This is a genomic window from Aquibaculum sediminis (assembly GCF_040712085.1).
GTDB lineage: Bacteria > Pseudomonadota > Alphaproteobacteria > Kiloniellales > DSM-21159 > Aquibaculum > Aquibaculum sediminis.
Genome location: NZ_JBFCVK010000003.1, coordinates 404,495 through 430,578 on the forward strand (window position 1 = coordinate 404,495; position 26,084 = coordinate 430,578).

A 26,084-nucleotide genomic window follows, 5' to 3' on the forward strand; every position below is an offset into this window, starting at 1 on the left:
AGCAATGCCGGAATGCTAGCAACCTGCTGAGTTCACAGAAAATTTAGCTGCGACTATGCCGTGCCGCCCCCTGTCTGACAACCCGAAAGCCCAGCCTGGGCGAGCCAGGCGGTCAGCTACGCGGCCCGAAGATCAGCCAGGCAATGAAGCCTACGAAGGGAAAGACTATCAGAACGACGATCCAGATGATCTTGGCGGCGGTGGAGGCTGAGGATCCCAGGGTCTTGATGATGGCATAGATGACAAGAACCAGGAGGATGAGGCCCAGCAGGCCGAATTCGAGTCCCATGGCGGTGGTCTCCCTTTTGTTAACCCTGCCCGGGCGGAGTGTCGGCAGGGCGATCAATGGGGAAACCGGCGCGGGCTGCGGTGCGTTCCACCGCAACCCGCCTTTTCATCTCACCTTTCAGTTCCCCGGGGCAGCCGCAGCATGACGCCGAGGTCCTGGCCGCCGCAGACGTGGAAGTGCAGGTGCTGCACTTCCTGGCGCGCGTCCTCGCCGTGGTTGGACAGCAGGCGGTAGCCGCTCTCCTGGACGCCCAGCATGCGCGCCACCTCGCCGATGGTGCGCATCAAGTCGACGATCTCCTCCGGCGTGGCCTGGGCGCTGAAGTCGTCGAAGGAGACATAGGCGCCCTTGGGGATCACCAGCACGTGGTGGCGTGACAGGGGTCTGATGTCGTGAAAGGCCAGGGAGTGCTCGCTCTCCAGCACCTTCTTGCAGGGCAGCTCACCGCGCAGGATCTTGGCAAAGATATTGTCGGGATCGTAAGCCATCGCTTCCTCTCAAGCCGTGGTGTTACGCGCCGCCTTCTCCGCCAGGCCGGAGGTGCCCTTGCGCTGCAGCAGCTTTTCCCAGACCTGCTCGGGGCGAACCCCGCGCGCGGCCCAGAGCACCAGCAGGTGATAGAGCAGGTCGGCGCTCTCCGAAGCCAGGGCCTCGGGATCGTTGCGGATGCCCTCGATGACGGTCTCGACCGCTTCCTCGCCCAGCTTCTGGGCGATCTTGGCCTCGCCCTTGGCGAAGAGCTTGGCGGTGTAGCTCGAGCCCGGGTCGGCGCCGCGGCGGCTTTCGATCAGGGCGTAGAGCTCGTCCAGGATGCGGGCATCCCAGTCGGCCATTGCGGCGGCGGGGGTCTGGGGCTTGCTGTCACTCATTCTTGCGCTTCCTCGGCCGGGCGCACCGGCACGCCGGCAGCGGCCAGCGCTGCCTTGGCCTCGGCCACGGAATGGTCGCCGAAGTGGAAGATCGAGGCGGCGAGCACCGCCGAGGCATGGCCGTCGCGCACGCCTTCCACCAGGTGCTGCAGGGTCCCAACGCCGCCCGAGGCGATCACCGGGATCGGCACGGCATCGGCCACGGCCCGGGTCAGTTCCAAATCGAAGCCGGCGCGGGTGCCGTCGCGGTCCATGGAGGTGAGCAGGATCTCCCCGGCGCCGAGCTCGGCCAGGCGCTGCGCCCAGGCCACGGCGTCCAGGCCGGTGGCCTTGCGCCCGCCGTGGGTGAAGACCTCGAAGTTGCCGGCAGCGCCGCGCTTGGCATCCACCGCCACCACGATGCACTGTGCGCCGAACTTCTCCGAGGCGCGGCGCACCAGATCGGGGTCGCTCACGGCGGCGGTGTTCATGGAGACCTTGTCGGCCCCGGCCAGCAGCAGACGGCGGATGTCCTCGACGCTGCGCACGCCCCCGCCGACCGTCAGTGGCATGAAGCACTGCTCCGCCGTGGCGCGCACAACGTCCAGGATGATGCCGCGGTTCTCGTGGCTGGCGGTGATGTCGAGAAAGCAGAGTTCGTCGGCGCCGGCGGCGTCGTAGACCCTGGCCTGCTCCACGGGATCGCCGGCATCGCGCAGGTCGACGAAGTTCACGCCCTTGACCACCCGGCCATCCTTGACGTCGAGGCAGGGAATGATCCGGGCCTTGAGCATCAGGCCGCCTCCCGGCAGCGGGCCAGGGCTTCGGCCGGGTCGATGCGTCCGTCGTAGAGTGCGCGGCCGATGATGGCACCCACCACGCCCTTGTCTCCGGCGCCCTTGACCGCCAGCAGGTCGGCCAGTGAGCTGACCCCGCCCGAGACGATGAGCGGGATGGCCACGGCCCGGGCGATCTCCAGGGTCGCATCCAGGTTCGGTCCGCCCATGGCGCCGTCGCGCTCCACGTCGGTGTGGATGATGGCGGCCACCCCCGCATCCTCGAAGCGCCGGGCCAGGTCCACCGCCTGGATCTCGCTGGTCTCGGCCCAGCCCTCCACGGCCACCTTGCCGCCGCGCGCGTCGATGCCGACCGCAATGCGCTCCGGAAAGGCGCGGCAGGCCGCCTGCACCAGATCGGGATCCTTCAAGGCCACGGTGCCGAGAATGACGCGGCGCACCCCCAGCTCCAGCCAGCGTTCGATGGTGGCGAGGTCGCGAATGCCGCCGCCGAGCTGCACCGGCATGGCCACCGCCTGAAGGATGGCCTCCACCGCTGCGGCATTGACCGGCTTGCCGGCAAAGGCGCCGTTCAGGTCCACCAGATGCAGCCACTCGAAGCCGGCCGCGGCGAAGCGCCGGGCCTGGTCGGCCGGGTCGGGGTTGAAGACCGTGGCCTGCTCCATGTCGCCGCGCAGCAGGCGCACGGCCTGCCCGTCCTTGAGATCGATGGCCGGAAAGAGAATCACGGCGTCGTCTCCTGCGTTGCTTGCGCGGCGTCCGTCTCCTGGGCGTCGGACTCCGGGGCGTCGGCTTCAGGGGAATCGGCCACGAGGTCCTTGTGGTAGTAGAAGCCCTTCATCCAGCGCCCGTCCACCAGCGCGTAGCGCGGATGGGTGCCCCAGCGATGGTAGCCGAGCTGCTCGTAGATCTGAATGGCCCGGCGCTGGGTTTCGCGCACGTCGAGGTTCAGGACCTTGAGGTCGGCCTCGCGCGCGGCGGCCTCCACCTGCTGCACCAAACTGAGTGCGAGGCCGTAGCCCCGGGCCCAGGGGGCGACGAAGAAGGTGGTGAGCGAGCCGGACATGCGGCCGGCCTCGTTGTTGTTGGTGGGCAGCACGAGCTGGGCCGAGCCGGCGATCGCCCCGTCCAGGCGACCGACGAAGAGCTTGCGCTCGGGGATCAGCAGCACGCCGCGCCAGTAGTTCTCCATCACGTCGCGCGGCGGCGGCGCCAGCCAGCCGAAGCCGCCGCCGTCGACGATGGCGGCATCGGCCGCATCGCAGAGATCGTGGAGATCGGGCCCGCGGAAGCGCTCCAGGGGCTCGACCCGGGTTTCGATGGCATGCTGCCGGCCGTCCATTACGGCCTCCATTCGAGAAAGTTGCCGAGCAGGCGCAGGCCGGTGGCCTGGCTCTTTTCCGGGTGGAACTGGGTGCCCACGAGATTGTCGCGCCCCACGGCGGCGGCCAGCGCCTGGCCATAGTCGACCGTGGCCAGGAGATGCTCCGGCGCGCGCGGGCGGAAGTGATAGGAGTGGACGAAGTAGGCGTGGCTGCCGGTGGTGAGCCCGGCCAGCACCGGATGGCGCAGGCCGGCGTCGGTCGGCTCCAGCTCGTTCCAGCCCATGTGCGGCACCTTGAGCGCCGGATCGCCCGGCTGCAGCGCCTCCACCTGGCCCTCGATCCAGCCCAGGCCGGGGTGTTCGCCATGCTCCAGCCCGCGCTCGGCCATGAGCTGCATGCCCACGCAAATGCCGAGAAAGGGCCGGCCACGTTGGATCACCGCTTCGTTCAGTGCCTCGATCATGCCCGGCAGCGCCGCCAGCCCCGCCTTGCAGTCGGCAAAGGCACCCACCCCCGGCAGCACGATGCGCTCGGCCCGCAGCACGGCCTCGGCCTCGCCGCTCACCCGGATGGGGTTTGCCAGCCCGCGCTCACGCGCCGCCCGCTCCAGCGCCTTGGCGGCCGAGCGGAGGTTGCCGGAGCCGTAGTCGACCACGACCACGCTCATGGCGTCAGAGGGTGCCCTTGGTGGAGGGCACGGCGTCGGCCTTGCGCGGATCGATCTCGATGGCCTGGCGCAGCGCGCGGGCGAGCGCCTTGAAGCTGGACTCGATGATGTGGTGGTTGTTGGTGCCGTAGAGGTTTTCCACGTGCAGCGTCAGCCCGCCGTTGAAGGCGAAGGCCTGGAACCACTCCTTGAAGAGCTCGGTGTCGAAGTCGCCCAGCTTGTCGCGGGTGAAGTCCACCTTCCAGACCAGATAGGGCCGGTTGGAGACATCCAGCGCCACGCGGGTCAGGGTCTCGTCCATGGGAATGAGCGCCGAACCATAGCGCTGAATGCCGCGCCGCTCCCCCAGCGCCTGGGCCAGGGCCTGGCCCAGGACGATGCCCGTATCCTCGGTGGTGTGGTGATGGTCGATGTGCAGATCGCCCTCGGCCCGCAGGGTGATGTCGATCAGCGAATGGCGCGCGAGCTGCTCCAGCATGTGGTCGAGAAAACCGATGCCCGTCTGCACATCATACTGGCCGCTGCCATCCAGGTTGATGGTCGCGCTGATGCGGGTTTCCTTGGTATCGCGTGCAATGCTGGCGGTGCGCATGGACGCCCTTTCCCCTTCCCGGGACGCTGCTGTCGAGGAACGCGCGCGGTCTAGCACGCCACGCCGGGGAAAGCCACTGTTCGAACGGTCCGCCAAAGCCTGACTGCCGTCACGCCTGCCAAGGATTGATGACGCGTGTGCCAGCCGCCTCGAAGGGGCTCGTATCGTGCGTAGCCACGGTCAGGCCGTGCGTAGCCGCGACGGCCGAGATCGCGTTGGTGTGTCCAGGAGTATCATTCGAGGTCGATCTGCCGCACGGGAGAGGTGTCTCGCACCTGCTCGATAACAGCCGTCTCCTCTTCGGTCCTTGCAGCTTGGCGGCCGATATCGGCCAGCAGGCTGCCCAGCTTAACCCGACCTTCGGGTAAGACGGCAGTACGGAGGATGTCGTTGACCTCGGCCTCTACGCTGTGACCACGCAGCGCTGCACGCACGCGCAAGGCGCGGTGCACCTCGTCAGGTAGATTCCGGACTGTCAGCATGGCCACTGCATTTTCTCCTCTTGCAGTCAATGCATGCAGTAAGGGGATGTCTTTGCAAGACTTCAAGTGGGCTGAGTGCGTTGCGCCCCTCGCCGGGACTTGACCCGCTGGCCCAGGCGCAGTCCTTTCACCGCGTTTGTTTTTTGGGAGGGGCTGTTTTGAGTCAGGGGCCGATTCAAGCCTATCGGGAGAAGCTGCACGCCGGCGAGATCAAGCCGGATGGGGGGCAGGAGTTGGCGGCGGAGAAGCTGCAGGCGCTGCATCATGCCTTGCAGGATTACCAGCCGGCCGGCGGGCGCACGGGCTGGAAGGAGCGGCTCGGGCTGGCGCGGCGCCGGGAGGAGCCGCCGCAGGGGCTCTATCTCTACGGGCCGGTGGGGCGCGGAAAGTCCATGCTGATGGATCTCTTCTTCGAGAGCGCGCCGGTCGAGCGCAAGCGCCGGGTGCACTTCCATGCCTTCATGGCCGAGGTGCACGAGCGCCTGCATGCCTGGCGGGCGCGCACCCGCGGCGCCAAGGCGGACCCGCTGCCGGACCTGGCGGGTGAGCTGGCCGAGGAGGCCTGGCTGCTCTGCTTCGATGAGTTTGTGGTGATCAACATCGCCGACGCCATGATCCTGGCGCGGCTGTTCGAAAGTCTCTTCGACCGGGGCGTGGTGGTGGTCGCCACCTCCAACTTCGAGCCGGACCGGCTCTATGAAGACGGGCTGCAGCGCGAGCACTTCCTGCCCTTCATCGCCCTGCTGAAAGAGCGGCTCGATGTGCTCGACCTGGGGGCGGGGACCGACTATCGCCTGGACCGGCTGAAACAGCGCCCGGTCTTCCACCATCCGCTGGGCCCCGAGGCGGAGCGCTTCGCCGAAAAGGCCTTCGCCGAGCTCACCGAAGGGGCGGAGCCGAAACCCGGCAGCCTGACCATCAAGGGCCGCAAGCTGGCAATCCCGGCCACGGCCCACGGCGTGGCGCGCTTTGCCTTCGCCGAACTGTGCGAGCAGCCGCTGGGGGCCAGCGACTATCTGACCCTGGCCACCCATTTCCGTGCCCTGGTGCTGGAGGGCGTGCCGGTGATGGGCCCGGATCAGCGCAATGCGGCCCGGCGTTTCATGCACCTGATCGACGCGCTCTACGAGCACTGCTGCAAGCTGGTGATGACGGCGGCCGGCCCGCCGGAGGCGCTCTATCCCGAAGGCGACGGCAGCTTCGAGTTCACCCGCACCGTCAGCCGCCTGGCCGAGATGCAGTCCGTGGACTACCTGGAGCGCGCGCATCTGACGTGAGGGCCCGCTTCGGCCCCCCGTTTTCGCTTTGCGATCAAGGTCGCCAGCGCAGGCTGCGCGCGGGCGTGGAGCGCTACCCGGCCGCTTTCACGGCCTGGACCTCGGCGTCCGTGAAGCGGAAGTCGTAGGCGCAGAACTCGCAGGTCATGGTGAGTGCGCCGTCGACCGTGAGGTGCTCCAGCTCCTCCTGGGAGAGGGAGGCGAGGATGCCGGCGAGGCGCTCGCGCGTGCAGCGGCAGCCCACAGTCAGCGGGCGCTTGTCGAAGACCCGCACGCCGTCCTCGTGGAAGAGGCGGTAGAGCAGCTGCTCGGGCGCCAGCGCGGGGTCGAGCAGTTCCCGGTCGCTCAGGCTCGACATCAAGATCAGCGCGCGCCGCCAGTCCTCCTGGGAGGTCTCTGCGTTCTCGACTGCGCTGGACTGGGACTCGGGAATGCGCTCGATCAGCAGGGCGCCGGCCCGCCAGGCGCCCTCGACCCGGCCGCAAGCCACCATGATGCCGGCGTTGATCTGCTGCGATTGGCGGAAATAGGCCAGCAGGCAGTCGGCCAGGCGCGGCCCGGCCAGTTCCACCAGGCCCTGGTAGCGCTCGCTGTGCTCGCCCTGGTCCACGGTGAAGGCCATGTGGCCCTTGCCGAACCAGGGCTCGACCTCCAGCGGAGCTTCGGCCTGCGTCGCCTGGACACGGCCCTGCTCGGCCCCACTCTGGGCCGCTACGGCATCGTCGTCGAAGCCGGCATAGCCGCGCAACTCGCCCTCGGAGGTCATGTCGGCGACCATGGTGCGGATCGGCCCTTCGCCCTTAACCTGAAGGGTGAAGACCCCCTCGTACTTCAGGGTCGAGGCCAGCCCGCCGCCCAGCGCCACCAGCTCGCCCAGCAGCCGCGCCACAGGCTCGGGATAGTCCGGCCGGGTCAGGATGGTGTTCAGCGTCGGCCCCAGGCGCAGCAGGCGCCCGCGGATGCCCGAACTGTCGATCATGAAGGGCAGGACGAGATCGTCGCCCGGCCCTTCGCCGCCAAGGGTCATGCCAGGCACCAGAGCAGAATGGCCTTTTGTGCGTGCAGGCGGTTTTCCGCCTCGTCCCAGACCCGCGACTGCGGCCCGTCGATCACCTCGGCCGATACCTCCTCGCCGCGATGGGCCGGCAGGCAGTGCAGGAAGATGGCATGGGACTTGGCCCGGGCCATGAGTTCCTCGGTGACGGCAAAGGGCTGCAGCAGGGCGTGGCGGCGCTGCTTGTCGTTCTCGTCGTCACCCATGGAGACCCAGGTGTCGGTCACCACGCAGTCCGCACCCTCCACCGCCTGCGCCGCGTCGTGCAGCACGGAGATGCTGCCGCCCTCGGCCTTGGCCCAGGCCAGAACTTCGGCCGGCGGCGCCAGGCCTTCAGGGCAGGCCAGGCGCAGTTCGAAATCGAAGCGAACGGCAGCGTGGATCCAGGAGGCGGCCATGTTGTTGCCGTCGCCCGACCAGGCCACCACCCGGCCGCCGATCGGGCCCAGATGCTCCTCGAAGGTCATGACGTCGGCCATGAGCTGGCAGGGATGGGTGCGGTCGGTCAGGCCGTTGATGACCGGGACCGTGGCATACTCCGCCAGTTCCAGCAGCTTCTCTTCCTTGGTGGTGCGGATCATGATCGCATCGACGTAGCGCGACAGCACCCGGGCGGTGTCAGCCACGGTCTCGCCGCGGCCGAGCTGCGTGCCGGCGGGCTCCATCACCACCGGTTCGCCGCCGAGCTGGCGGATGCCCACGTCGAAGGACACGCGGGTGCGGGTCGAGGGCTTCTCGAAGATCAGCGCCACGGCCCGGCCGTCGAGCGGACGGTCGCGGCCGGCGGTGCCGGCCTTGCAGAGCTTGCCCAGCTCGAGAATGTGCCGCAGGTCCTCCGGCGCCAGCCGGTCGAGATCGAGAAAATGCCGTGGTGTGCTGATCATGCCGTTTCTTCCGCCGCGGCGAAGCTGCCCGCGGTCTCCTCGAGAATGCCAAGGGCGGTGTCCACCTCCGCGCGGCCGATGATCAGCGGCGGCAGCAGGCGCACCACGTTCTCGGCCGCGCCGACGGTGAGCAAGCCGCGGGCCTGGGCGGCGGCGATCACTTCGCCCGCCGGCACCCGGCACTTGAGGCCGAGCATCAGGCCGGCGCCGCGCACCGCCTCGAAAACCTGGGGATGGCGCTGCACCAGACCCTCCAGCTTCTGCCAGAGATCGTCGCCGGTTTCGCGCACCTGGTCCAGGAAGCCGGGGCGCAGCAGCTCGTCGAGCACCGCGTTGCCGCAGGCCATGGCCAGGGGGTTGCCGCCGAAGGTGGTGCCATGGGTGCCCGGCGCGAAAGCGGCCGCCACCTCTTCGGTGGTGAGCAGCGCGCCGATGGGAAAGCCGCCGCCCAGCCCCTTGGCCAGCATCATCACGTCCGGCGTCACGTCCGCCCACTCGCAGGCGAAGAGCTTGCCGGTGCGCCCCATGCCGCACTGGATTTCGTCGAAGATCAGCAGCAGGCCGAACTCGTCGCACACACGGCGCAGTTCGCGCAGGAACTCCAGGCGTGCGGTGCGGATGCCGCCCTCGCCCTGGATCGGTTCCACCAGGATGGCCGCGGTCTCGTCGGTGATGGCGTTGCGTAGTTCGTTGCTGCCACCGAAAGGCACCTGATCGTAGCCCGGGGCGACGGGGCCGAAGCCCTCCAGATACTTGGCGTTGCCCGAGGCGGCAATCGCGGCGAGCGAACGGCCGTGGAAGGAGCCGCTGCAGGCGATGATGCGATGGCGCTTGGGCTCGCCCTTGTCGGCGAAGTGCTTGCGCACAATCTTGGCCGCCGCCTCGAAGGCCTCCACGCCCGAGTTGCAGAAGAAGACCCGGTCGGCAAAGGACTGCGCGGCCAGGCGCGCGGCGAGCTTTTCCCCCTGGGGAATACGGAAGAGGTTGGAGGTGTGCCAGAGCTTGGCCGCCTGCTCCTGCAGCGCCTGGACCAGATGCGGGTGGGCGTGACCCAGCGAGCAGACCGCGATCCCGGCGGTGAAGTCCAGGAATCGTCGCCCGTCGTCGGTGTAAAGCCAAGCACCTTCGCCGCGCTCGAACGCAAGATCGGCGCGGGCATAGTTCCGCATCAGGGCATCGTGCATGGACCGGATCCTCCGGAGAAACCGCGCCTGCCGCCAGGGCGGCGGCGGCGCTGGAAAGCGCGCAGGGTGCCGCCGCACCCGCAGCGTGTCAACGTCGCGTGCGGGCGGCTGCCGCGGCCCGGAGGGAGTGGAAAAGGAGGCGCTAGGTAGCAAACGCACCTATGCCCGGAACCGAAAGGAGATAAAATGACTCCACAAGCGCGCGGAACTACTGCATCGTGTGGCGTATGCGCTTTTTCGTTGTGCTTTACGCCGTACTTGTAGTCTTGCGATGGGTTTCAGCTCTGGTCTTGTTGCTTCTATCGCTCGCGACAACTCCGGATGATACCCCACTCTTGCTCGAAAGAGGGGGAGAGCTTATGGGCTGGCTACAGAGCAATCTAGCGCTTGACCTGGCGCTTCTCATGATCGGCCTGCTCATGCTAGCCCTCGCGTTTGGTTGGGGAAACTGGCGCTTGGCCTTTCATCGTTACTATGGGAAGCAGAAGTTGAAGCGCCTTGGGCAAGAGGCCAAGCGCGTTGCAGAAGATATAGCGCACACATTATCTCAAGAAAGACAAAGGCGGGACAGAAGCATGGAGGATGCGTTTCAGAGGCAAGAAGGGTACGCGCACTTCAGGCAAGGAAATTTTGACCAAGATCAGCGTTACCTATCCAAACACATGATGGAGTCTGCCTCAATTATTCGGCGTCTTGACGAGGTTGGTTACTGGCGCCCAAAGGAATTTTTTCACGAAATTGGCGTCGCAGGCGCAACAACATTTTCCGCTGAATCAACCTGCAAAGAGCTTTACACTGCATCGGATCGCATCGAGTCCGATCTAGAAGACGGGCTCATGTCCTTGGTGACTCAACCACAACCAACCGAAGATCCTGCACGAAGAAGTGAGCGCTAACCCCCCTTGCACGCTGGGGGAGCACGCCCCATCAGGTGGCGCTCAATCGTCGTCGATCAGCCGGACGCGCTTGCACCCCGGCTGACTCTTTGTAGCCCCCTCTAACTCATCGAAAAGCGCGAGGGTGTTCGGTCTCTCTGACACTGCCTTGTTCTCCCTTGGTGGTGAGGGACAAGGCTACCTGCGGCAGCCCGGAGAGGGCAGATGCCCCTAGGTGCGCTTGCTACCTAACGACGGAAAAAAGGCCCGGTGGTTTCCCACCGGGCCCAGGTTGGCGGAGGATCGCCGTTGCTGAAGTGTTAGCTCAGAGCGAGCGGGCGCCCTGGGCGAACTCGGGATAGGCCTCCAGGCCCAATTCGCTGCGGTCGAGGCCCAGCGCCTCCTCCTCTTCGGAGACCCGCAGGCCCATGACCGCCTTGATGGCAAGCCAGGCAATGGAGGAGGTGACAGCCATGAAGCCGCCGATGGCGAGGATGCCGGTGATCTGCACGAAGAAGTCCGCATCACCGAAGATGGCGACCGCCAGCGTGCCCCAGATGCCGGCGAAGAGATGCACCGGCACGGCGCCGACCACATCGTCGATCTTGAAGCGGTCGAGCAGCGGGATGGTGACCACCACGATCACGCCACCGACAGCGCCGATGATGATGGCCAGCAGCGGGTTGCCGACGTCCGGCCCGGCGGTGATCGAGACCAGACCGGCCAGTGCGCCGTTCAGCGCCATGGTCAGGTCGACCTTCTTGTAGATCAGGGTGGTCAGCACCACCGCGGCGACCACGCCGCCGGCTGCGGCCAGGTTGGTGTTGGCGAAGACGAGTGACATCTCGACCATGACCGCGGCGCTGTCCATGGCCAGCGCGGAGGCGCCGTTGAAGCCGAACCAGCCCATCCAGAGGATCAGCGTGCCCAGCGTCGCCAGCGGCAGGTTGGCGCCGGGGATCGGGTTCACCTTGCCGTCGGGGCCGTACTTGCCCTTGCGCGCGCCGATGATGATGGCGCCGGTGAGCGCGGCCCAGCCGCCGGCCGAGTGCACGATGGTGGAGCCGGCGTAGTCGGAGAAGCCCATGGCGTCGAGCCAGCCGGCACCCCAGGTCCAGGCGCCCTGGATGGGATAGAGGAAGCCGGTGAGCAGGATGACGAAGACCAGGAAGGGACCCAGCCTGACCCGCTCGGCCACGGTGCCGGAGACGATGGAGGCCGCGGTGGCGACGAAGACCATCTGGAAGAACCAGTCGGACATGATCGTGTAGCCGCCTTCCAGCACGGCAGCCAGCATGCTCTCGTCACCGTCCAGCAGGGCCAGCTCGGCGCTGCTCGGGTTGTAGAAGAGCGAGAGCGAACCGATCCAGCCGGTGACGTCGACGTACATCAGGTTGTAGCCGACCAGGTAGTACATGATGCCGCCGAGCCCGTAGAGCGTGATGTTCTTCAGGCAGATGGTCGCCGTGTTCTTGGTGCGGACGAGGCCGGATTCCAGCATGGAGAAGCCGGCGGCCATCCACATCACCAGCACGCCGGCGAAGAGAAACAGGAAGCTGTTCAGGATGAAGCCGGTCTCGTCGGACACGCGCGTGACCGCCTCTGCGACCTCCGCGGTGTCCTGGGCCAGCGCCGGGCCGGCGGCCAGCACGGCCGTGAGCGCCAGCGCGCCCGGAATAAGGCTGCGCAACATGGTAAGTCCCCCTCTCTTGTCGATGTCAGAGCGCGTCGGCATCGGTCTCTCCAGTGCGGATGCGCACGGCCTTGGCGACGTCGAGCACGAAGATCTTGCCGTCGCCGATGCGCCCGGTGTTGGCGGCCTTCTGTACGGTCTCGACCACCGGCTCGACCTGATCGTCGGCCAGCACCACCTCGATCTTGACCTTGGGCAGGAAGTTCACGGCGTACTCGGCGCCGCGGTAGATTTCGGTCTGGCCCTTCTGGCGGCCGTAGCCTTTCACTTCGCTGACCGTGAGCCCCTCGATGCCGGCCGCCGTCAGGGCATCGCGCACACTGTCCAGCTTGAAGGGCTTGATGATCGCCACGATCATTTTCATTGCCTCTTCCCCTTCTCTCGCAGGAACCGCCGCCACGCAGCGCGCCGGCAGTCCCGGTTTGTTGCCTGCGGCCATTCGCAGGCGTCATTCGGAAAGAAGCAGATTCCGTGCCAAAACTTCTGCGAGACGGAATTCAGGGGCTCAAGGCGGTCGATGATGAAAGCAGACGGCTGTTGAGTGATCGGAAGGAGAGGGGTAGTGCACAAAAAATGATCTAACAAAAATCAAAGCCTATTATATAGGCAGTCGAGGGTATCCGAGGCTCTGGACAAGCGCCCGGCGGGCGGCGATGCTCGACGCATGGTCACGTCCGGTCAGTCTCGCGAGCCGCGCGCAGAGGCGCGCTTCGACGTCATCCTCTCAGGCGGAGGCCTGGTGGGGATGAGCCTGGGTGTTGCGCTGGCCGATGCGGGGTTGCAGGTGGCGGTGATCGACCGCGAGGACCCGGCCAAGGTGGTCGACGCGCCCTTCGATGGGCGTGCCTCCGCGATCGCTCGCGGCTCGCAGCAGGTGCTTTCCACCATCGGAGTCTGGCAGCACGTCGGCCCGGAGGCGGCGCCGATCCTCGATATCCGCGTCAGCGACGGCAAGGTCGGCCGCCGGCCGTCGCGGCTCTTTCTGCACTATGACAGTGCCGACCTGGGCGAAGGCCCCATGGGCTATATCGTGGAAAACCGCGTACTGCGCCGGGCGCTGCAGGCGCGCGCGGCCGAACTGCCGGGCCTGAGCCTGCTGGCGCCGCTGACCCTCGAATCAGACCGGCGCGGTGCAGAGCGGGCGGAGGCGTTGCTCTCCGATGGGCGCCAGCTCACGGCGCCGTTGCTGGTGGCCGCCGAGGGGCGCAACTCGCCGCTGCGCCGGCGTGCCAACATCCCCGTGACCACCTGGGACTACCCGCAGGCCGGGATCGTCTGCACGCTCTACCATGAGCTGGATCACGCCGGCACGGCGCACGAGCACTTCCTGCCATCCGGTCCCTTCGCGGTGTTGCCGCTGACCGATGACGAGCAGGGGCGCCATCGCTCCTCCCTGGTCTGGACCGAAAAGCGCGAACTGGTGGCCGGTTTCATGGCCATGGACGACGTCGCCTTCGCCGGGGAACTGCAGCGTCGCTTCGGCCATGGCCTGGGCGAGATCGCGGTGGAGGGGCATCGCTGGTCCTACCCGCTGTCGCTGATGCATGCGGCGCGCTACCACGAGCGGCGCCTGGTCCTGATCGGCGATGCGGCGCACCAGATTCACCCCATCGCCGGCCAGGGTTTCAATCTCGGTCTGCGCGATGTGGCCGCCCTGGCAGAATGCCTGGTGGACGCCCGGCGCCTCGGCCTCGACCTCGGCAGCCCCTCGGTGCTGGAGCGCTATCAGAGCTGGCGGCGCTTTGACACCCTGGCGATGCTGGCGGCGACCGACGGCATCAACCGGCTTTTTTCCAACAACCTGCCCCCAGTCCGCTTGGCGCGTGACCTTGGCCTCGCCGCGGTCAATCGTCTGGGGCCGGCGCGCCGGCTCTTCATGCGCCATGCCATGGGCGTGGTGGGTGATCTGCCCCGGCTGGTGCGCGGCGAGCCACTCTGACGCTCCCATTTCCCCTGAGCAATCTACCTATGCGGCAGACTTTATCTTTTGCATTTGCAAGAGCTGGCAACTTCGTGATTCTATTGGTGATCTGCTGACAGGGGACCTGAACCATGCCTGCCTTGCGATCTCTGCTGCTGGTGAGTCTTGCCGCGCTGATGCTGGCCGGCTGCGGACTTTTTCGCTCCGCGCCGGAACCCTCGCAGCCCACGCCGGGCGCCGGGCCGACCGGGAGCATCGAACTCAGCCTGATCGACCGCAGCACGCTGCGCCGAGCCTCGGCGCCGCTGCAATGGCATGTGCGCACCCACCCCAGTCACCCTGCCGGGGAGCAGGTGGTCTATGCCGGCAACTCCGCAGCGCCCCGGCTGCAGTTGGCCGGAGGCTGGTACCTGGTCGAGGTGCAGCACGACCGCGGTATGAACACCCATGTGTTCGAAATCTATCCCGGTGTGCACCAGGACATGCACCTCGTGCGCATGAAGCAGTGACAGGCGCAGTGGCGATCCGGTCTATCGCCCGCCGCCGACGCGAATCACCGTCCCGTTGATGTAGGACGCAGCCTCCGAGAGCAGCCAGACCACCGGTTCGGCAGCTTCCTCAGCGCTGCCGGAGCGGCCGAGCGGTACCGTGGGCGCCATGCGCTCGACCCGATCCGGGATTCCCGCAGAAGCGTGGATATCGGTTTCGATCAACCCGGGGGCCACGGCGTTGACGCGAATGCCCTCGGGACCGAGTTCCTTTGACAAGCCGATGGTCATGCTGTCGATCGCGCCCTTGGAGGCGGCGTACCAGACAAACTCGCCGGGGCTGCCCAGAGTGGCGGCGCCGGAGGAGAGGTTGACGATGGTGCCGCCGGCCCCTCCACGCCCCTTGGCCATGCGCCGGGCTGCTTCACGGCAGCAGAGCAGGCTGCCCATGACGTTGATGTCGAGCGTGCGCTGCATTTCCTCGACCGGCGCGTCGGCGAGGGTGGAGGCCCGGCCGGTAATGCCGGCAGAGTTCACCAGTCCGGTGACGGGCCCGAGCGCCTCTTCCACGCGGTCGAAAAGCGCGCGCACCGCCTTTTCGTCGCTGACTTCGGCCTGCAGGGCCACGGCATGTTGCCCGGCGGCCTCGACCGCTGCCACCACTTGCTTTGCGGCGGTGGCGTCGCTGCCGTAACCCACGGCGACGTCCCAGCCGTCCCGCGCCGCCAGGCGGCAGGCGGCGGCCCCGATGCCCCGGCTGCCGCCGGTGACGAGTAGTATCTTACTCACGATTTCCGTTCCTCCCCGGGTGCTGGCAAGCCATCGGCGAGGCCTTCCCCTACGCCGCCTCACCGTCACCGCCTTGCTACCCCAGGCATGCGCTTTTGGAAAGTGCGGCCGCACTTCTGCACATACGAGGGAGTCGACAGGTGAGAAATTGTCAGACTATAGTTTGCCCCGTCGACTTCGAATGTCGTCGACCGGCGCGGTTTTGCAACGTGGTTTCGTGAATGCGCCGAGAACGAACAGGGGGCAGGGTCGGAGCCAGTGACAGTCAAATAGCGTAAGCTGCAATCTATGGCTCTGTGCTGGCGGTGTAAGGGCAGAACAATAGCTCGCCACCGTTGCTCCACTTCAGAGTTCACGCCCAATCGCAGGGAGGCAAGCTATCATGAAGAGAGTTTTGGCTGGGACGGCCGCAGTGGCCCTCGCCGGTGTCGTGATGACCGGCATGGGGACGCAAGCATCCGCCCAAGAGCAGTTCGATCTCACGTTCCAATCCACCTGGTCATCCAGTGATCCGCACCAGACGAACTTCGTGCGCTGGGCGGAGCAGATTGAAAAGAACACCGGCGGACGGGTTACCATCGAAACGCTGCCTGCCGGCGCGGTGGTGCCCGCCTTCGAGGTGCTGGATGCCGTGCACGAGCAGATCATCGACGGCGGCCACGCCTGGTCCGGCTACTGGGTCGGCAAGAATCGTGCCTCTGTGATGGTCTCCTCCGGCCCCGCCGGCCCATTCGGCATGGATTCCTTCGACTATTGGGGCTGGATCTGGGAAGGCGGCGGCCTGGAAGTAAACAACAACTACTTCAACAACGTCCTGAACGCCGACGTCTTTTGGATGCCGGTCGGCAGTACCGGTCCGCAGTCGCTGGGCTGGTACAACGTCGAGCTCGAGTCGGCCGACGATCTGCGCGGACTGCGCCTGCGCATCCCGGGCATTCCGGGGGAAATGTACGCGAACATGGGCGTGTCCGTGGTTACCCTGCCGGGCGGCGAGATCGTGCCGGCCGGTGAGCGGGGCGTGATCGACGCCGGTGAGTTCGTCAATCCCTACCACGACGAGGCGCTCGGCTTCGAGGATGTCTGGCAGTACCACTATGCGCCAGCCTACCATGAGTCCGTGACGGTGGCGGAGGTGCTGTTCAACACCGAGATCTGGGAATCTTTCCCCGAGGATATCAAGAACATCATCATCGTCACCACCCAAGCGCACTATCTCTGGTGGGAGAACCACAAGCCCCATCAGAACCGTCTGGCCATGCAGCGCCTGGCGGACAAGGGCGTGCAGTTCCGCCGCACGCCGGACGACATCCTGGAAGAGTCCCTGGACGCATGGCACACCATTCTGGCCGAGGAGTATGCCGAGAATCCGGCCTTCAAGGAAATCGCCGACTCGCAGCTCGAGTGGGCATCCCACAATGTCGTCGCGCGGCGCATGCTGGAGCCGGACTGGAAGGCCATTGCCGACCGCTACTGGGCCCCGGGCGGCCTGGTCGAGAGCGGCGGTGTGGTTGACTTCGAGTACACCGCGCCTGCCGACTACAACACCTTCATAGGCAACTGAGTCGAGGGCTTCGTTAGTGTCGCGAGGGGTGCTGGCACATAGCGCGTGCCAGCACCCCTTTGCGGCTGAAAGTCTCACTTTGACCTGACCGTTCTTCAGGGGGTTCGCCTATGCCATTGGACTCCGGGGTACGCGCGATCGTCAGGGTCATCGACCGCTTCACGATTCTCTGTGCGCGGGTCTTTGCCTGGATGTCGATCGTGCTCATGCTGGCCATCGTCTGGCATGTGGTGGCGCGCTACATATTCCAGGCGCCCACTATCTGGGCCTATGACGTCACCTACATGCTCTACGGCTCCATGTTCATGCTGGGGTCGGCCTACTGTCTCTATCGGGGCGGCCATATCCGCACCGACTTTCTCTATCGCGCCTGGAGCCCGCGTTGGCAGGGGACCATGGATGCGGTGCTCTACGTTCTCCTGTTCTTTCCGGCGATGTGGCTCTTTTTCGAGGCCGGCTACGGCTACGCCGAGCGCTCCTGGATTCAGGGGGAGCGCGGCTTCTACTCGCCTTGGGCACCGCCGATCTATCCCTTCAAGACGGTCATTCCGGTGGCCATCGTGCTGCTGATGATCCAGGGGGTGTCTGAACTCTTGAAATCGCTTTATGCGGCAATCGTCGGGAGGTGGCCGGAATGAGCACCGAGTATCTCGGCCTGGTGATGCTCGGATTGCTCCTCGTCACCATCTTCATGGGTTTTCCCATCGCCTTCACGCTGATGCTGTTGGCGGTGGTGTTCGGTTACATGGGCCTGGAACACCGGGTCTTCCGCTTGATGGTCTCGCAGACCTTCGGTTTGATGCAGGAGGAGGTGCTGGCCGCCGTTCCCCTGTTCGTTCTCATGGGATTCTTCCTGGAACGATCCGGCTTGATGGAACGATTATTCAGGGCCCTGCAGCTGGCCATGGGCGGGATGCCGGGCTCGCTCTTTCTGGTCACGCTGCTCACGGCCACGGTCTTCGCCACCGCCACCGGCATCATCGGTGCCTCGGTGACGGTGATCGGCCTGCTCGCCGTGCCGGTGATGCTGAAGAACGGCTACTATCCGCGGCTGGCTGCGGGCGTGGTCTGTGCCGGCGGCACGCTGGGCATTTTGATCCCGCCATCGATCATGCTGGTGCTCATGGGGCCGGTCCTGGGCGTGTCGGTGCTGCATCTCTTCGCCGGGGCGATCATTCCGGGCTTGCTGCTGGCAAGCATGCACATGGGCTATGCCATGTTCCGGGCTTACATGAACCCGGCCTTGGGGCCGCCCTTGCCGGTGGAGGAGCGGGCGGCGAACTGGGGCGTGGTGGTCAAGGAGTTGATTGCCGGCTTCCTGCCCGCGGCGGCACTCATGTTCTTCGCTCTGGGCACGATCCTCATGGGCATCGCCACGCCGACCGAAGCGGCCGGCCTGGGGGCCTTCGGGGCTTTCCTGCTGGCGATACTCTATCGGCGCATGAACTGGCCGATGTTCAAAGACTGCATGATGAACACCTTGCAGACCACCTCCATGATTCTCTTCCTGGCGGTGGCGGCGAACATCTACGCGTCGATCTTCTCGCGGCTGGGCAGCGGGGCGCTGGTCACCAACTGGTTCCTCAACATGCCCTTCGAGCCCTTCTGGATCATGGTCATGATGATGATCCTGATCTTCCTGCTCGCCTGGCCGCTGGAGTGGCCGGCCATCGTGCTGATCTTCGTGCCCATCCTGGCGCCGATCGTGCGCGAGCTGGAATTGAGCCTGCTGTGGTTCGGGATCCTGGTGGCGGTCAATCTCCAGTCCGCTTTCCTTTCCCCACCGGTGGCCATGGCTGCCTACTACCTGAAGGGCGCTGCGCCCGAATTGAGTCTGGGGGACATCTATATCGGCATGCTGCAGTTCAATGTGATTCAGAACATTGCAGTGGTGCTGGTACTGGTGTTCCCCGGGCTGGCACTCTGGCTGCCCGGCCTCATCTACGGCTGAGGCAAAAACGCCCGGACCTTCGGGTCCGGGCGGTGGTTTCCGACGAAGAGCGCAGGCGCGGCCATTGGCCGGGCCTGCGCTTTCTTTTATTGGAAGGCGTTCACGCAAGCGCCCGCTGTGTTTCAGCGGTACGCGGCAATCGGTTGAGGCTTGCCTCGATGCGATCGCGCCAGCGGGGGCCGCGCGAGAGGGCATCCTGGAAGGCTTCTGCAAGATCATTGGGCCGGTCTTCGGCCAGCACGGCAATAAGGAACGCCGCCTGAGCGCGGTCCTTGCGCGCCTTCGCCTGGTCGGGGCCGCGCAGACGGCGATCGGCTACGATCAGCTTATGAATGGCGAAGCGTTCGGGGCACGGGATCTGCACGAGCGCGCCAGACCGGTAGAGCGCAATGGCGGGGATGGGCTCCGCGATGAGGAAGTTCAGGTAGTTCAGAGCCTGCGCGCTCACGCCGAGCGCCGGCAAGCGCTTGACCCGCTCGTCGCCGAAGGCCGGCGTCAGGAACTCGACCATGGCCTGTCCCCGGCTCTGCCGCCACCTCCAGACCTGCCGATCATGAATGCCGAGCACGGGCTCGAACTTCAGCGCCTGTAGAATCTCGCCCGGAGTCTCTTCCACACGATCCTCGAGCGCGACTGAGAGGCGCTCGAAGTTGGCGAAATCCAGGTCTCCCGTCTGTGCCAGTTCCTCGGCATCGACGCGCACGCCCAGTTCCCCTTGGTAGAGGGCATAGGCGCCGGTTCCCACCAAGGTTCCGCCTAGCAGGCTGCTGAAGAAGCCTCGCGTCGCTGATTGGATCGTGATTCCCTGTTCTTGGCGGAAGAACAGGGGGTAGCGATGCGCGGAGATGATCGTACGAGCGGAGTTCTGTTTTCGTACGTGAGCTGTGAGGCACGGGTTCCGAGGGAGCATCCGCTACGAGTGATCCGGGCGATTGTGGACGAGGCACTGGAGGTGCTCTCGCCTTCGTTCGAGCGGCTCTACTCGAGACTGGGTCGGCCTTCGATCGCGCCGGAGAAGCTGTTGCGCGCGCTTCTGTTGCAGGCCTTTTACTCGATCCGCTCGGAGCGCCAGTTGATGGAGCAGCTGGACTACAATCTGCTGTTTCGCTGGTTCGTCGGCCTGTCGGTGGATGCGCCGGTGTGGAACCCCACGGTCTTTTGCAAGAACCGGGATCGGCTGATCGAGGGTGAGATTGCAGACCAGTTTCTGGCCGCTGTACTCAGTCAGCCCCGGGTCAAAGCGCTACTCTCGGACGAGCACTTCTCGGTCGATGGTACACTGATCGAGGCATGGGCCTCGATGAATTCGTTCGGCCCACGGCTGAACCGGATGACCTCAGCGAGCCCCCGGCCGGGCGGAACGCCGAGCGCAACTTCAGGGGAGAGAAGCGCTCGAATGAAACCCATGCGTCCAGGACGGACCCGGACGCCAAGCTCTACCGCAAGGGCAATGGCCAGAGCAGCCGCTTGTGTTTCATGGGGCACCTGCTGATGGAGAACCGCAGTGCCTTGATCGTCGATGCCTTGCTGACCCGAGCCAGCGGCACCGCCGAACGAGAGGCCGCGCTGACCATGATCGACCGAACCAGAAAGGGTCGGCAGCGCATCACGCTCGGCGTTGACAAGGCCTACGACGTGCGGGCCTTTGTCACCGACCTACACGCTCGCAACGTCACCCCCCACGTCGCCATTGACGGCAACGTCCGAGTGTCCGGCCGGCCCCGTGCGACCGCTATCGACAGGCGCATCACTCGCCATCTCGGTTATGCCGTCAGTCAGCGCCTGCGCAAGCGTATCGAAGAGGGCTTTGGCTGGATCAAGACGACCCGAAACCTCGCCAAGACCCGCCATCGCGGCCTCGACCGTGTCGGCTGGTCCTTCACCCTGACGGCTGCCGCCTACAACCTGGTTCGGCTGCCAAAACTGTTGGCAACAGGATGAGTCTGTGCAGAAACGCTCCAAAACCGTCGAACTAGGTGCTCAAAAGCCGAAAACAGGCAATCCGAATGCACGGAACAGCCCTCGCAACGCCGCTTGAGGATGAGAACCGAGCGTCGGATCGCTCTACGGCGATTTCTTCAGCAGCCTTCTGAGTGGGGCGCGTCGTCTCAACCGGCAGCTGCTGCTGTTGTTCCGGGAAACCTTACGGCTTGATGTAGCTTCGGCGGCCTTCGCGTCGTAGGCGCTATGTACCTGAACCCGGCCGAAAGCCGCGCGGCCAGCCTTGGTGTCTGGACGGCCGGGGCTACATGGATCGATCTCGCCGGGCGCGTCGGTACTGGCCTTCTCGCCGAAGCCGGCCTTGCTGCTTTCCGCGATGTCCCCCGCGGGTTCTTTTGCGCTAGCCCTCCGACTCTTCGTCGAGGGCTGTGGCGCGGGCCTGTGACCTTCTCTCGCTTTCTGGCCAACGGCTCTTGATGTAGGCGAGTACGGCGCGGATCTCTTCGTCGCTCAAATTATCCTCGAACGCTGGCATGTCGCTCTCATAGCCTGCCGGCGCGAACCGCTCGACGCCATACTTGGTGATCTCGAAGAGCTGCCGGTCCGAGTGGTGCCAGGTGTGGCCGGTTTCATCGTGCGGCGGCGCAGGCAGTCGACCGTCGGGCCCACGCTCGCGCCAATTGGTTTGGCCTTCGAGATCCGCGCCGTGGCAGCTTGCGCAGGCGGTGGCATAAACCTCCTGTCCCTGCGCCACGAGAGCAGGATCGTTGGAATCGATGCTCCCCGCCGACTGCTCGGACGTCGGCCAGAACCCCCATATTCCAGCCAGCAAAAGGAGAACGAGGGCAACCACGCTGGCCATGACGGTTCGTCTGCTCAGGTTGAATCCCGAATGTCTGCCGGCCATTGGTGACACTGCTCCATCAGAAGGTGTGGCCGGCAACCCGCTTGCCATGGCCTCCGCTGTTCCGTGGCAAAGTTGCCTGCTCATCGCGAAAAGTCGTGACGCGCGGTCGTTGGCGCGGCGCAAGGTGGAGGAATGGCCCCGGCGACTGGCTGCACCGGAGCCCTTCCCAGATCAAAATGTCAAACGTGTTCCCACCACGAAGTAGAGAGCATCGCGTCCGCCGCCCTCTCGTCGCGCAATTTGACCCGTTTCACCGAACATGCGCTCGTAATGGATACCCAGATAGGGGGAGATAGCCCGGTCCACCAGATCGTAGCTCAGGCGCAGACCGCCCTCGACCGTGGGAGCCCAGGCGGCCGCGCCGACGTGCCTGTCATCGACGAGGGGCAGATCGAGTTCCAACACCGGTGTCAGAATCAGTCGATTGGTGATGAGGGCTTCGTACTCGGCCTCTAGACGAACGAAAGGCTTGTCCGAGAGGAACAGTCCCGCATCGACCTCCAGCCATTGGGGAGTCAGGCCGGTCACGCCGACCACCCCGTGCAGGCGGTTTGCTTCCCCTTCGGGTGTGCTCAGTCGAACGCCGCCATAGGCATCGAAGAACTCTGAAACCGGCAACTGCAAACGAAGCTGGTTCTCCAGCGTTTCAAAGGCCTTCTCATCGAGTCCGTACTCCGCCTCGCTTTGCCACACGAATTTCCGCGCGTCATTTCCGAAGAACGCCCCGCCTTCCCAGGCCAGCACGTCTTCATTCTTGCCCACACGGTATTCCAGTTGCTCTGCCTGGAACCCCCACTGAGGGGGCGGCACCTGGGCAAGGCTCTCGCCGGCAGAAAGCCCGCTCATCAGGCAGAGAACCCAAGCTGCATTTCGTTTCAGCATGCCTACTCCTCCGCGCCGGTTGACAGGCGAGCGGATTGTTCGGACGGCCCGCCTTCGACGACGACCTTGCGAAACATCCCGGCTTCAGCGTGATAGGAGAGGTGGCAGTGGAAGGCCCATTGCCCCGGCGCATCAACCTCCGTTTCCATGTAGACGGTCGTCCCGGGATTCACGTTGATGACGTGCTTGATCGGATCCCAGCGGCCGTTTCCGGCATCAAGGATCGACCACATCCCGTGCAGATGCATTGGATGCGCCATCATGGTTTCGTTCACGAATTTGAACCGCACCCGCTCGCCATACTGCAAGCGGATCGGGTCGGCCTCTTCGTACTTCTGGCCGTTGATCGACCAGATGTAGCGTTCCATGTTCCCTGTCAGGCGAACTTCGATCTCGCGGGTCGCCTCGCGGTCTTCGTATAGCGGGTCCTGGGCTTTCAGGTCGCTGTATGAGAGGAATTTCCCCTCGTTGAAGGCCTGGGGCAGGAGACCGCTTCCTGGGGCGTAGAATGGATCCTGCTGGTTATCTGCCATGCCTGCGTGGTTGGAATGGTCCATGCCCTCGTGGGAAGCGCCATCCATGGTCGTTCCGTCCGGCATTTTGTGACTTTCCTCCTCGGAACTTGGCATGGCCATATCACCGTGACCCTCGTGATCCATCATCATGTCGGCCATGGTGAGAAGGGGCGGATCCCGCAGTTCCGGCAGTTCGCCATCCATTCCTTTGCGAGGTGCCAGCGTGCCCCTCGCCATGGCTGTCCGACCGACGGACTCTGCGAGGATGGAATAGGCGCGGTCCTCCTTCGGGTGCACGATGACGTCGTAGGTTTCCGCCACTGCGATGCGCAGTTCGTCCACCGTGACGGGCTGGACGTTGTTCCCGTCCGCCTGAACAACCGTCATCTTCATACCTGGGATGCGGACATCGTAGTAGGCCATCGCCGAGGAGTTGATGAGCCGCAGCCGCACCCGTTCTCCCGGCTCGAACAGCCCGGTCCAGTTCTCGGCTGGACCCTTGCCGTTGATCAGCGGCGTGTAGCCCTGAACATCCTCGATATCAGTGGGCATCATCCTCATGTCGCCCCAGGCCTGACGGTCGGCCAGCGCCTCTCCAATTCCTTCCCTTCCGGCATCGCGGATGAAGTCCATGAATGTCCGCTGCTGCCGGTTGTAGTAGTCAGGCGACATCTTGAGGTTGCGCATGATGCGGGCACCGCTGTGAGCGTGCGCATCCGTCAACTGCACAGCGTAGTCGCGATCGTAGCGAAAGGGCTCGCGTCCTTCGGGCTCGATGATGATGGCGCCGTAGGCGCCATCAGGTTCCTGGAAACCAGTATGGCTGTGGAACCAATAGGTGCCGCTCTGCACGATCGGGAAGCTGTAAGTAAAGGTCTCGCCCGGCGCGATGCCGTCGAAGCTGATCCCCGGCACGCCATCCTGCTGGAACGGCAAGATCAGCCCGTGCCAATGAACAGAAGTGGGCTCATCTAAGTTGTTGGTCACATTGATCGTGACCTTTTCGCCTTCCTTGAACCGCAGAATCGGTCCAGGCGAGCTGCCATTGTAGCCGATGCCGCTACGGGTAAAGTCGCCGGTGTCGATCTCGACACGGTCGACCGTCAGATCATAGGTGCTGGCCGCAGCAGCAGACATCAGTGCTACTGTCATGCCAAGCCCGAGCAAACCCGCTCGGACAGTCGTTAGGCTGGACATATCAAATCCTCTGTTGGAGCCGGCTTGGGTGAGAAAGGGCCGATAGCGAGGATCGGCCGCCTCCGGTCAGACCGGTCAGTCCGCCAGTTGGAAGTCGCCGACCATGCCCGCCTCGTAGTGGCCCGGTACATTGCAGGCAAACTCGAGCGTCACCGTCGCATCCTCCGGAAAGGTCCAGATGATCTCGGCGGATTCGCCCGGCTCCAGCAGGACGCTGTTCGGATCGTCGTGCATGCCATGGCCCATGCTTTCCTGCATGTTTTGGGCAGCATCCATATCAATCCGATCACCAGCCAACACGCCATGCTCGATCATCATCATCATTTCTTCCTGATGAGCGGCGTGCATGTCGGGCGTGCCAATGTTGAACTCGTGTACGAGTGCGCCCTCGTTGCGGACCTTAAAAACCACCGTCTCACCAGCCTCGACGCTGATGCTTTCCGGTTCAAAGTAATTATCCGCCAGCACCATATCGACAGTGCGTGACGCAGCCGACGCATCGCTCGGCGCCCCATGGCTAGCGCTGCCGTGGCCCCCGTCATGGGAGCCGGCGGCCAGCGCAGCGCTTGCCGCGGCCGCAAGGGAGAGGCTGATGAAGGCACTGGAATAACGCTTCATGCTGAGCATGATGATCCTCACGTTCTGAATTGCTAAGACCTGGACGAGAAACGGTCAGAATGGTCTTCTGGCCGAAGTCCTTCAGACGCGAGGGGGCGGCAGCTCCAATGCAGGCACCTGCCCTTGAAGTTCTGTTGTCTGTGCCACCCAATAGCCCGCAGCCAGATCGAGGGCTGCAACAGTGTTCGCCTCGGCCGGGAAGTAAGGGCCCACACAGTGGCCCATAAAGACCGCACAGCTTATGTCACGGTCGGCTGCTTCATTCTTTTCATGAGCCATCCCTTCATGGCTTGAAGCATGATGGTGCCCTTCGCCCGACCCAATAGCGCCTGCCGCTGTGGAGCAGATTGCTCCCGCCAACACAGATATGACGAAGAGAGCTATCGCTAGCGAACGTGCGATTGAAGCTGCCATGGCCGAAGTATTCCGGTGAGCTACTAGCCCGTCAAGCTCCCAACCGAGGGCTCTACTTCGGTAGGCATACCCCGACACGAACGTGATCTGCAACAACGCACGCCCTACAGTAGGTCGCGCTGTTCCTTGATCTCGGTCAAGGGCGCGGTCCGTTAAATCTGCTTGGATCAAGCGTGCAGGATCCGACGTCCGCTGTAACCCCGCCTCCCCGGGCTCCAGGCAGCGATCGCTGTTAGACCGCCCAGGACGGCGGAGCCGCGGCGGCGCGGATCCGTGATGAACGTTTTGAACCTTCAGTGGAAAGGAGGTGCACCTTGCGGCTTGCAGTCAGAGCGGCAACGGCCTTGATGTCATCGTTGCTTTGGGTCACGCCGGCTCTTGCCCAGAGTTTCGGAGAGCGTGGCCCTTCATGGCATCCGGGCTGGGGCTGGGACCATATGCTTTTCGGCGGCCTCATGATGATCGCCTTTTGGGGCGCGATCATCGTCCTGCTCGTCCTGCTGGTGCGATGGTTCGGCGGTGCTAGCACCCCCAACCCTCCCTCCAGTGCATCAGCCTCCCGGCGCAGTCCCCTCGAGATCCTTCAGGAGCGCTTCGCTAAGGGCGAAATCGACAAGGAGGATTACGAAGAGCGCCGCAAGCTGCTCTCGGATTGAAGCAGGGGCGCCTGCGCGCGCATTGATCCTACCAGCCTTCGCTGGCAACTGCCCGATCAGAAAGGATTCGTGGCTGCGCGAACCTTGAATCTGGCAGCCCTAGCGGCTTGCTAAGCTGGCAGCGCAGGGTTTGCAGCTTGTCGGGCGCCGGTTCGTTGGCCAGTAGCTTGTTAGTGCCTCAAACGCGATCCGCTTGTCTTATGAAGATGGCGGTTCATCGGTAGAAGATGAACCATCGCCGGTGCCTGACCCGCACCGGCGATGGCGGGGGACGGAT

At 64.9% G+C, this 26,084-nt stretch carries 30 protein-coding genes; 10 read left to right on the forward strand and 20 right to left on the reverse strand.

Annotated elements, in window-relative coordinates:
• Positions 1-112: 112 nt before the first annotated feature.
• The 9 genes from ABZ720_RS07030 to ABZ720_RS07075 all read right to left on the reverse strand — a co-directional run bounded on the left by ABZ720_RS07030 (position 113) and on the right by ABZ720_RS07075 (position 5,000).
• On the reverse strand, positions 113-289 hold the full coding sequence (locus ABZ720_RS07030) for a PLDc N-terminal domain-containing protein (protein ID WP_366554797.1): 177 nt from the start codon (positions 287-289) through the stop codon (positions 113-115).
• 110 nt (positions 290-399) lie between these two features.
• A complete protein-coding gene (locus tag ABZ720_RS07035; protein ID WP_366554798.1) occupies positions 400-777 on the reverse strand; it encodes a histidine triad nucleotide-binding protein in 378 nt (125 codons plus the stop codon).
• A 9-nt stretch (positions 778-786) separates the two neighbouring features.
• Positions 787-1,122, reverse strand: a complete 336-nt coding sequence (locus ABZ720_RS07040) for a phosphoribosyl-ATP diphosphatase (RefSeq protein WP_366554835.1) — start codon at positions 1,120-1,122, stop codon at positions 787-789.
• 32 nt (positions 1,123-1,154) lie between these two features.
• Complete coding sequence (gene hisF, locus ABZ720_RS07045; RefSeq protein WP_366554799.1) at positions 1,155-1,931, reverse strand: imidazole glycerol phosphate synthase subunit HisF; 777 nt, start codon at positions 1,929-1,931, stop codon at positions 1,155-1,157.
• Complete coding sequence (hisA, locus tag ABZ720_RS07050; RefSeq protein WP_366554800.1) at positions 1,931-2,662, reverse strand: 1-(5-phosphoribosyl)-5-[(5-phosphoribosylamino)methylideneamino]imidazole-4-carboxamide isomerase; 732 nt, start codon at positions 2,660-2,662, stop codon at positions 1,931-1,933. Before hisA ends, hisF begins: the two co-directional genes overlap by 1 nt.
• Entirely contained in the window at positions 2,659-3,276 is a 618-nt protein-coding gene (locus tag ABZ720_RS07055; RefSeq protein ID WP_366554801.1) for a GNAT family N-acetyltransferase, read from the reverse strand. The genes hisA and ABZ720_RS07055 overlap by 4 nt, the downstream gene beginning before the upstream one ends.
• Positions 3,276-3,926: an imidazole glycerol phosphate synthase subunit HisH gene (gene hisH, locus ABZ720_RS07060; protein WP_366554802.1), complete on the reverse strand. Its 651-nt coding sequence runs from the start codon at positions 3,924-3,926 to the stop codon at positions 3,276-3,278. Before hisH ends, ABZ720_RS07055 begins: the two co-directional genes overlap by 1 nt.
• Positions 3,927-3,930: 4 nt before the next feature.
• Positions 3,931-4,518, reverse strand: coding sequence for an imidazoleglycerol-phosphate dehydratase HisB (hisB, locus tag ABZ720_RS07065; protein ID WP_366554803.1), 588 nt, complete (start codon positions 4,516-4,518; stop codon positions 3,931-3,933).
• 233 nt (positions 4,519-4,751) lie between these two features.
• The gene (locus ABZ720_RS07075) at positions 4,752-5,000 is read right to left on the reverse strand and encodes a FitA-like ribbon-helix-helix domain-containing protein (RefSeq protein ID WP_366554836.1); all 249 of its coding nucleotides are present in this window, start codon (positions 4,998-5,000) and stop codon (positions 4,752-4,754) included.
• A 158-nt stretch (positions 5,001-5,158) separates the two neighbouring features.
• Here ABZ720_RS07075 and zapE point away from each other — a divergent pair, with 158 nt between their 5' ends.
• Positions 5,159-6,277 carry a cell division protein ZapE gene (zapE, locus tag ABZ720_RS07080; protein WP_366554804.1) on the forward strand — a complete coding sequence of 373 codons (1,119 nt, stop codon included), beginning with the start codon at positions 5,159-5,161 and terminating at the stop codon, positions 6,275-6,277.
• A 73-nt stretch (positions 6,278-6,350) separates the two neighbouring features.
• Here the strand turns inward: zapE and hslO are convergent, their stop codons facing one another.
• From hslO to ABZ720_RS07095, 3 genes are read right to left on the reverse strand one after another with little or no spacing between them, the layout of a single operon-like run.
• The gene (hslO, locus tag ABZ720_RS07085; protein WP_366554805.1) at positions 6,351-7,304 is read right to left on the reverse strand and encodes an Hsp33 family molecular chaperone HslO; all 954 of its coding nucleotides are present in this window, start codon (positions 7,302-7,304) and stop codon (positions 6,351-6,353) included.
• Positions 7,301-8,215 carry an ornithine carbamoyltransferase gene (gene argF, locus ABZ720_RS07090; protein WP_366554806.1) on the reverse strand — a complete coding sequence of 305 codons (915 nt, stop codon included), beginning with the start codon at positions 8,213-8,215 and terminating at the stop codon, positions 7,301-7,303. The genes hslO and argF overlap by 4 nt, the downstream gene beginning before the upstream one ends.
• Complete coding sequence (locus ABZ720_RS07095; RefSeq protein ID WP_366554807.1) at positions 8,212-9,399, reverse strand: aspartate aminotransferase family protein; 1,188 nt, start codon at positions 9,397-9,399, stop codon at positions 8,212-8,214. The genes argF and ABZ720_RS07095 overlap by 4 nt, the downstream gene beginning before the upstream one ends.
• A gap of 359 nt (positions 9,400-9,758) precedes the next feature.
• Here ABZ720_RS07095 and ABZ720_RS07100 point away from each other — a divergent pair, with 359 nt between their 5' ends.
• Entirely contained in the window at positions 9,759-10,295 is a 537-nt protein-coding gene (locus tag ABZ720_RS07100) for a hypothetical protein (RefSeq protein WP_366554808.1), read from the forward strand.
• 304 nt (positions 10,296-10,599) lie between these two features.
• On the opposite strand, the gene ABZ720_RS07105 is transcribed toward ABZ720_RS07100, so the two are convergent.
• Both ABZ720_RS07105 and ABZ720_RS07110 read right to left on the reverse strand, forming a co-directional pair.
• Positions 10,600-11,967: an ammonium transporter family protein gene (locus ABZ720_RS07105; protein ID WP_366554809.1), complete on the reverse strand. Its 1,368-nt coding sequence runs from the start codon at positions 11,965-11,967 to the stop codon at positions 10,600-10,602.
• Between the two features lie 25 nt (positions 11,968-11,992).
• The gene (locus tag ABZ720_RS07110) at positions 11,993-12,331 is read right to left on the reverse strand and encodes a P-II family nitrogen regulator (protein ID WP_366554810.1); all 339 of its coding nucleotides are present in this window, start codon (positions 12,329-12,331) and stop codon (positions 11,993-11,995) included.
• A gap of 300 nt (positions 12,332-12,631) precedes the next feature.
• Here ABZ720_RS07110 and ABZ720_RS07115 point away from each other — a divergent pair, with 300 nt between their 5' ends.
• Positions 12,632-13,906, forward strand: coding sequence for a UbiH/UbiF/VisC/COQ6 family ubiquinone biosynthesis hydroxylase (locus ABZ720_RS07115; RefSeq protein WP_366554811.1), 1,275 nt, complete (start codon positions 12,632-12,634; stop codon positions 13,904-13,906).
• A 113-nt stretch (positions 13,907-14,019) separates the two neighbouring features.
• Complete coding sequence (locus ABZ720_RS07120; protein ID WP_366554812.1) at positions 14,020-14,397, forward strand: hypothetical protein; 378 nt, start codon at positions 14,020-14,022, stop codon at positions 14,395-14,397.
• A gap of 21 nt (positions 14,398-14,418) precedes the next feature.
• On the opposite strand, the gene ABZ720_RS07125 is transcribed toward ABZ720_RS07120, so the two are convergent.
• A complete protein-coding gene (locus ABZ720_RS07125) occupies positions 14,419-15,165 on the reverse strand; it encodes an SDR family oxidoreductase (protein ID WP_366554813.1) in 747 nt (248 codons plus the stop codon).
• A gap of 382 nt (positions 15,166-15,547) precedes the next feature.
• Between ABZ720_RS07125 and ABZ720_RS07130 the strand changes: the two genes are divergently transcribed.
• The 3 genes from ABZ720_RS07130 to ABZ720_RS07140 all read left to right on the forward strand — a co-directional run bounded on the left by ABZ720_RS07130 (position 15,548) and on the right by ABZ720_RS07140 (position 18,677).
• Positions 15,548-16,726, forward strand: a complete 1,179-nt coding sequence (locus ABZ720_RS07130; protein ID WP_366554814.1) for a TRAP transporter substrate-binding protein — start codon at positions 15,548-15,550, stop codon at positions 16,724-16,726.
• Between the two features lie 110 nt (positions 16,727-16,836).
• Positions 16,837-17,364 (forward strand): TRAP transporter small permease subunit, encoded by a 528-nt coding sequence (locus ABZ720_RS07135; RefSeq protein ID WP_366554815.1) that lies wholly within the window; start codon positions 16,837-16,839, stop codon positions 17,362-17,364.
• Entirely contained in the window at positions 17,361-18,677 is a 1,317-nt protein-coding gene (locus ABZ720_RS07140; protein WP_366554816.1) for a TRAP transporter large permease, read from the forward strand. Before ABZ720_RS07135 ends, ABZ720_RS07140 begins: the two co-directional genes overlap by 4 nt.
• Before the next feature lie 100 nt (positions 18,678-18,777).
• Here ABZ720_RS07140 and ABZ720_RS07145 read toward each other — a convergent pair whose 3' ends face one another.
• Entirely contained in the window at positions 18,778-19,425 is a 648-nt protein-coding gene (locus ABZ720_RS07145) for a GSU2403 family nucleotidyltransferase fold protein (protein ID WP_366554817.1), read from the reverse strand.
• A 171-nt stretch (positions 19,426-19,596) separates the two neighbouring features.
• Here ABZ720_RS07145 and ABZ720_RS07150 point away from each other — a divergent pair, with 171 nt between their 5' ends.
• Together ABZ720_RS07150 and ABZ720_RS07155 are read left to right on the forward strand one after the other, a co-directional pair.
• A complete protein-coding gene (locus ABZ720_RS07150) occupies positions 19,597-20,169 on the forward strand; it encodes an IS5 family transposase (protein WP_366554818.1) in 573 nt (190 codons plus the stop codon).
• Positions 20,154-20,618, forward strand: coding sequence for a transposase (locus ABZ720_RS07155; protein ID WP_366554819.1), 465 nt, complete (start codon positions 20,154-20,156; stop codon positions 20,616-20,618). Before ABZ720_RS07150 ends, ABZ720_RS07155 begins: the two co-directional genes overlap by 16 nt.
• A gap of 400 nt (positions 20,619-21,018) precedes the next feature.
• Here ABZ720_RS07155 and ABZ720_RS07160 read toward each other — a convergent pair whose 3' ends face one another.
• The 4 genes from ABZ720_RS07160 to ABZ720_RS07175 form a co-directional block, all read right to left on the reverse strand.
• Complete coding sequence (locus ABZ720_RS07160) at positions 21,019-21,480, reverse strand: c-type cytochrome (protein ID WP_366554820.1); 462 nt, start codon at positions 21,478-21,480, stop codon at positions 21,019-21,021.
• Positions 21,481-21,696: 216 nt separating this feature from the next.
• On the reverse strand, positions 21,697-22,407 hold the full coding sequence (locus ABZ720_RS07165; RefSeq protein WP_366554821.1) for a copper resistance protein B: 711 nt from the start codon (positions 22,405-22,407) through the stop codon (positions 21,697-21,699).
• 2 nt (positions 22,408-22,409) lie between these two features.
• Complete coding sequence (locus tag ABZ720_RS07170; protein WP_366554822.1) at positions 22,410-24,119, reverse strand: copper resistance system multicopper oxidase; 1,710 nt, start codon at positions 24,117-24,119, stop codon at positions 22,410-22,412.
• Between the two features lie 75 nt (positions 24,120-24,194).
• Positions 24,195-24,746 (reverse strand): cupredoxin domain-containing protein, encoded by a 552-nt coding sequence (locus ABZ720_RS07175; RefSeq protein WP_366554823.1) that lies wholly within the window; start codon positions 24,744-24,746, stop codon positions 24,195-24,197.
• 860 nt (positions 24,747-25,606) lie between these two features.
• Here ABZ720_RS07175 and ABZ720_RS07180 point away from each other — a divergent pair.
• Complete coding sequence (locus tag ABZ720_RS07180) at positions 25,607-25,807, forward strand: SHOCT domain-containing protein (protein WP_366554824.1); 201 nt, start codon at positions 25,607-25,609, stop codon at positions 25,805-25,807.
• Positions 25,808-26,084: the final 277 nt, after the last annotated feature.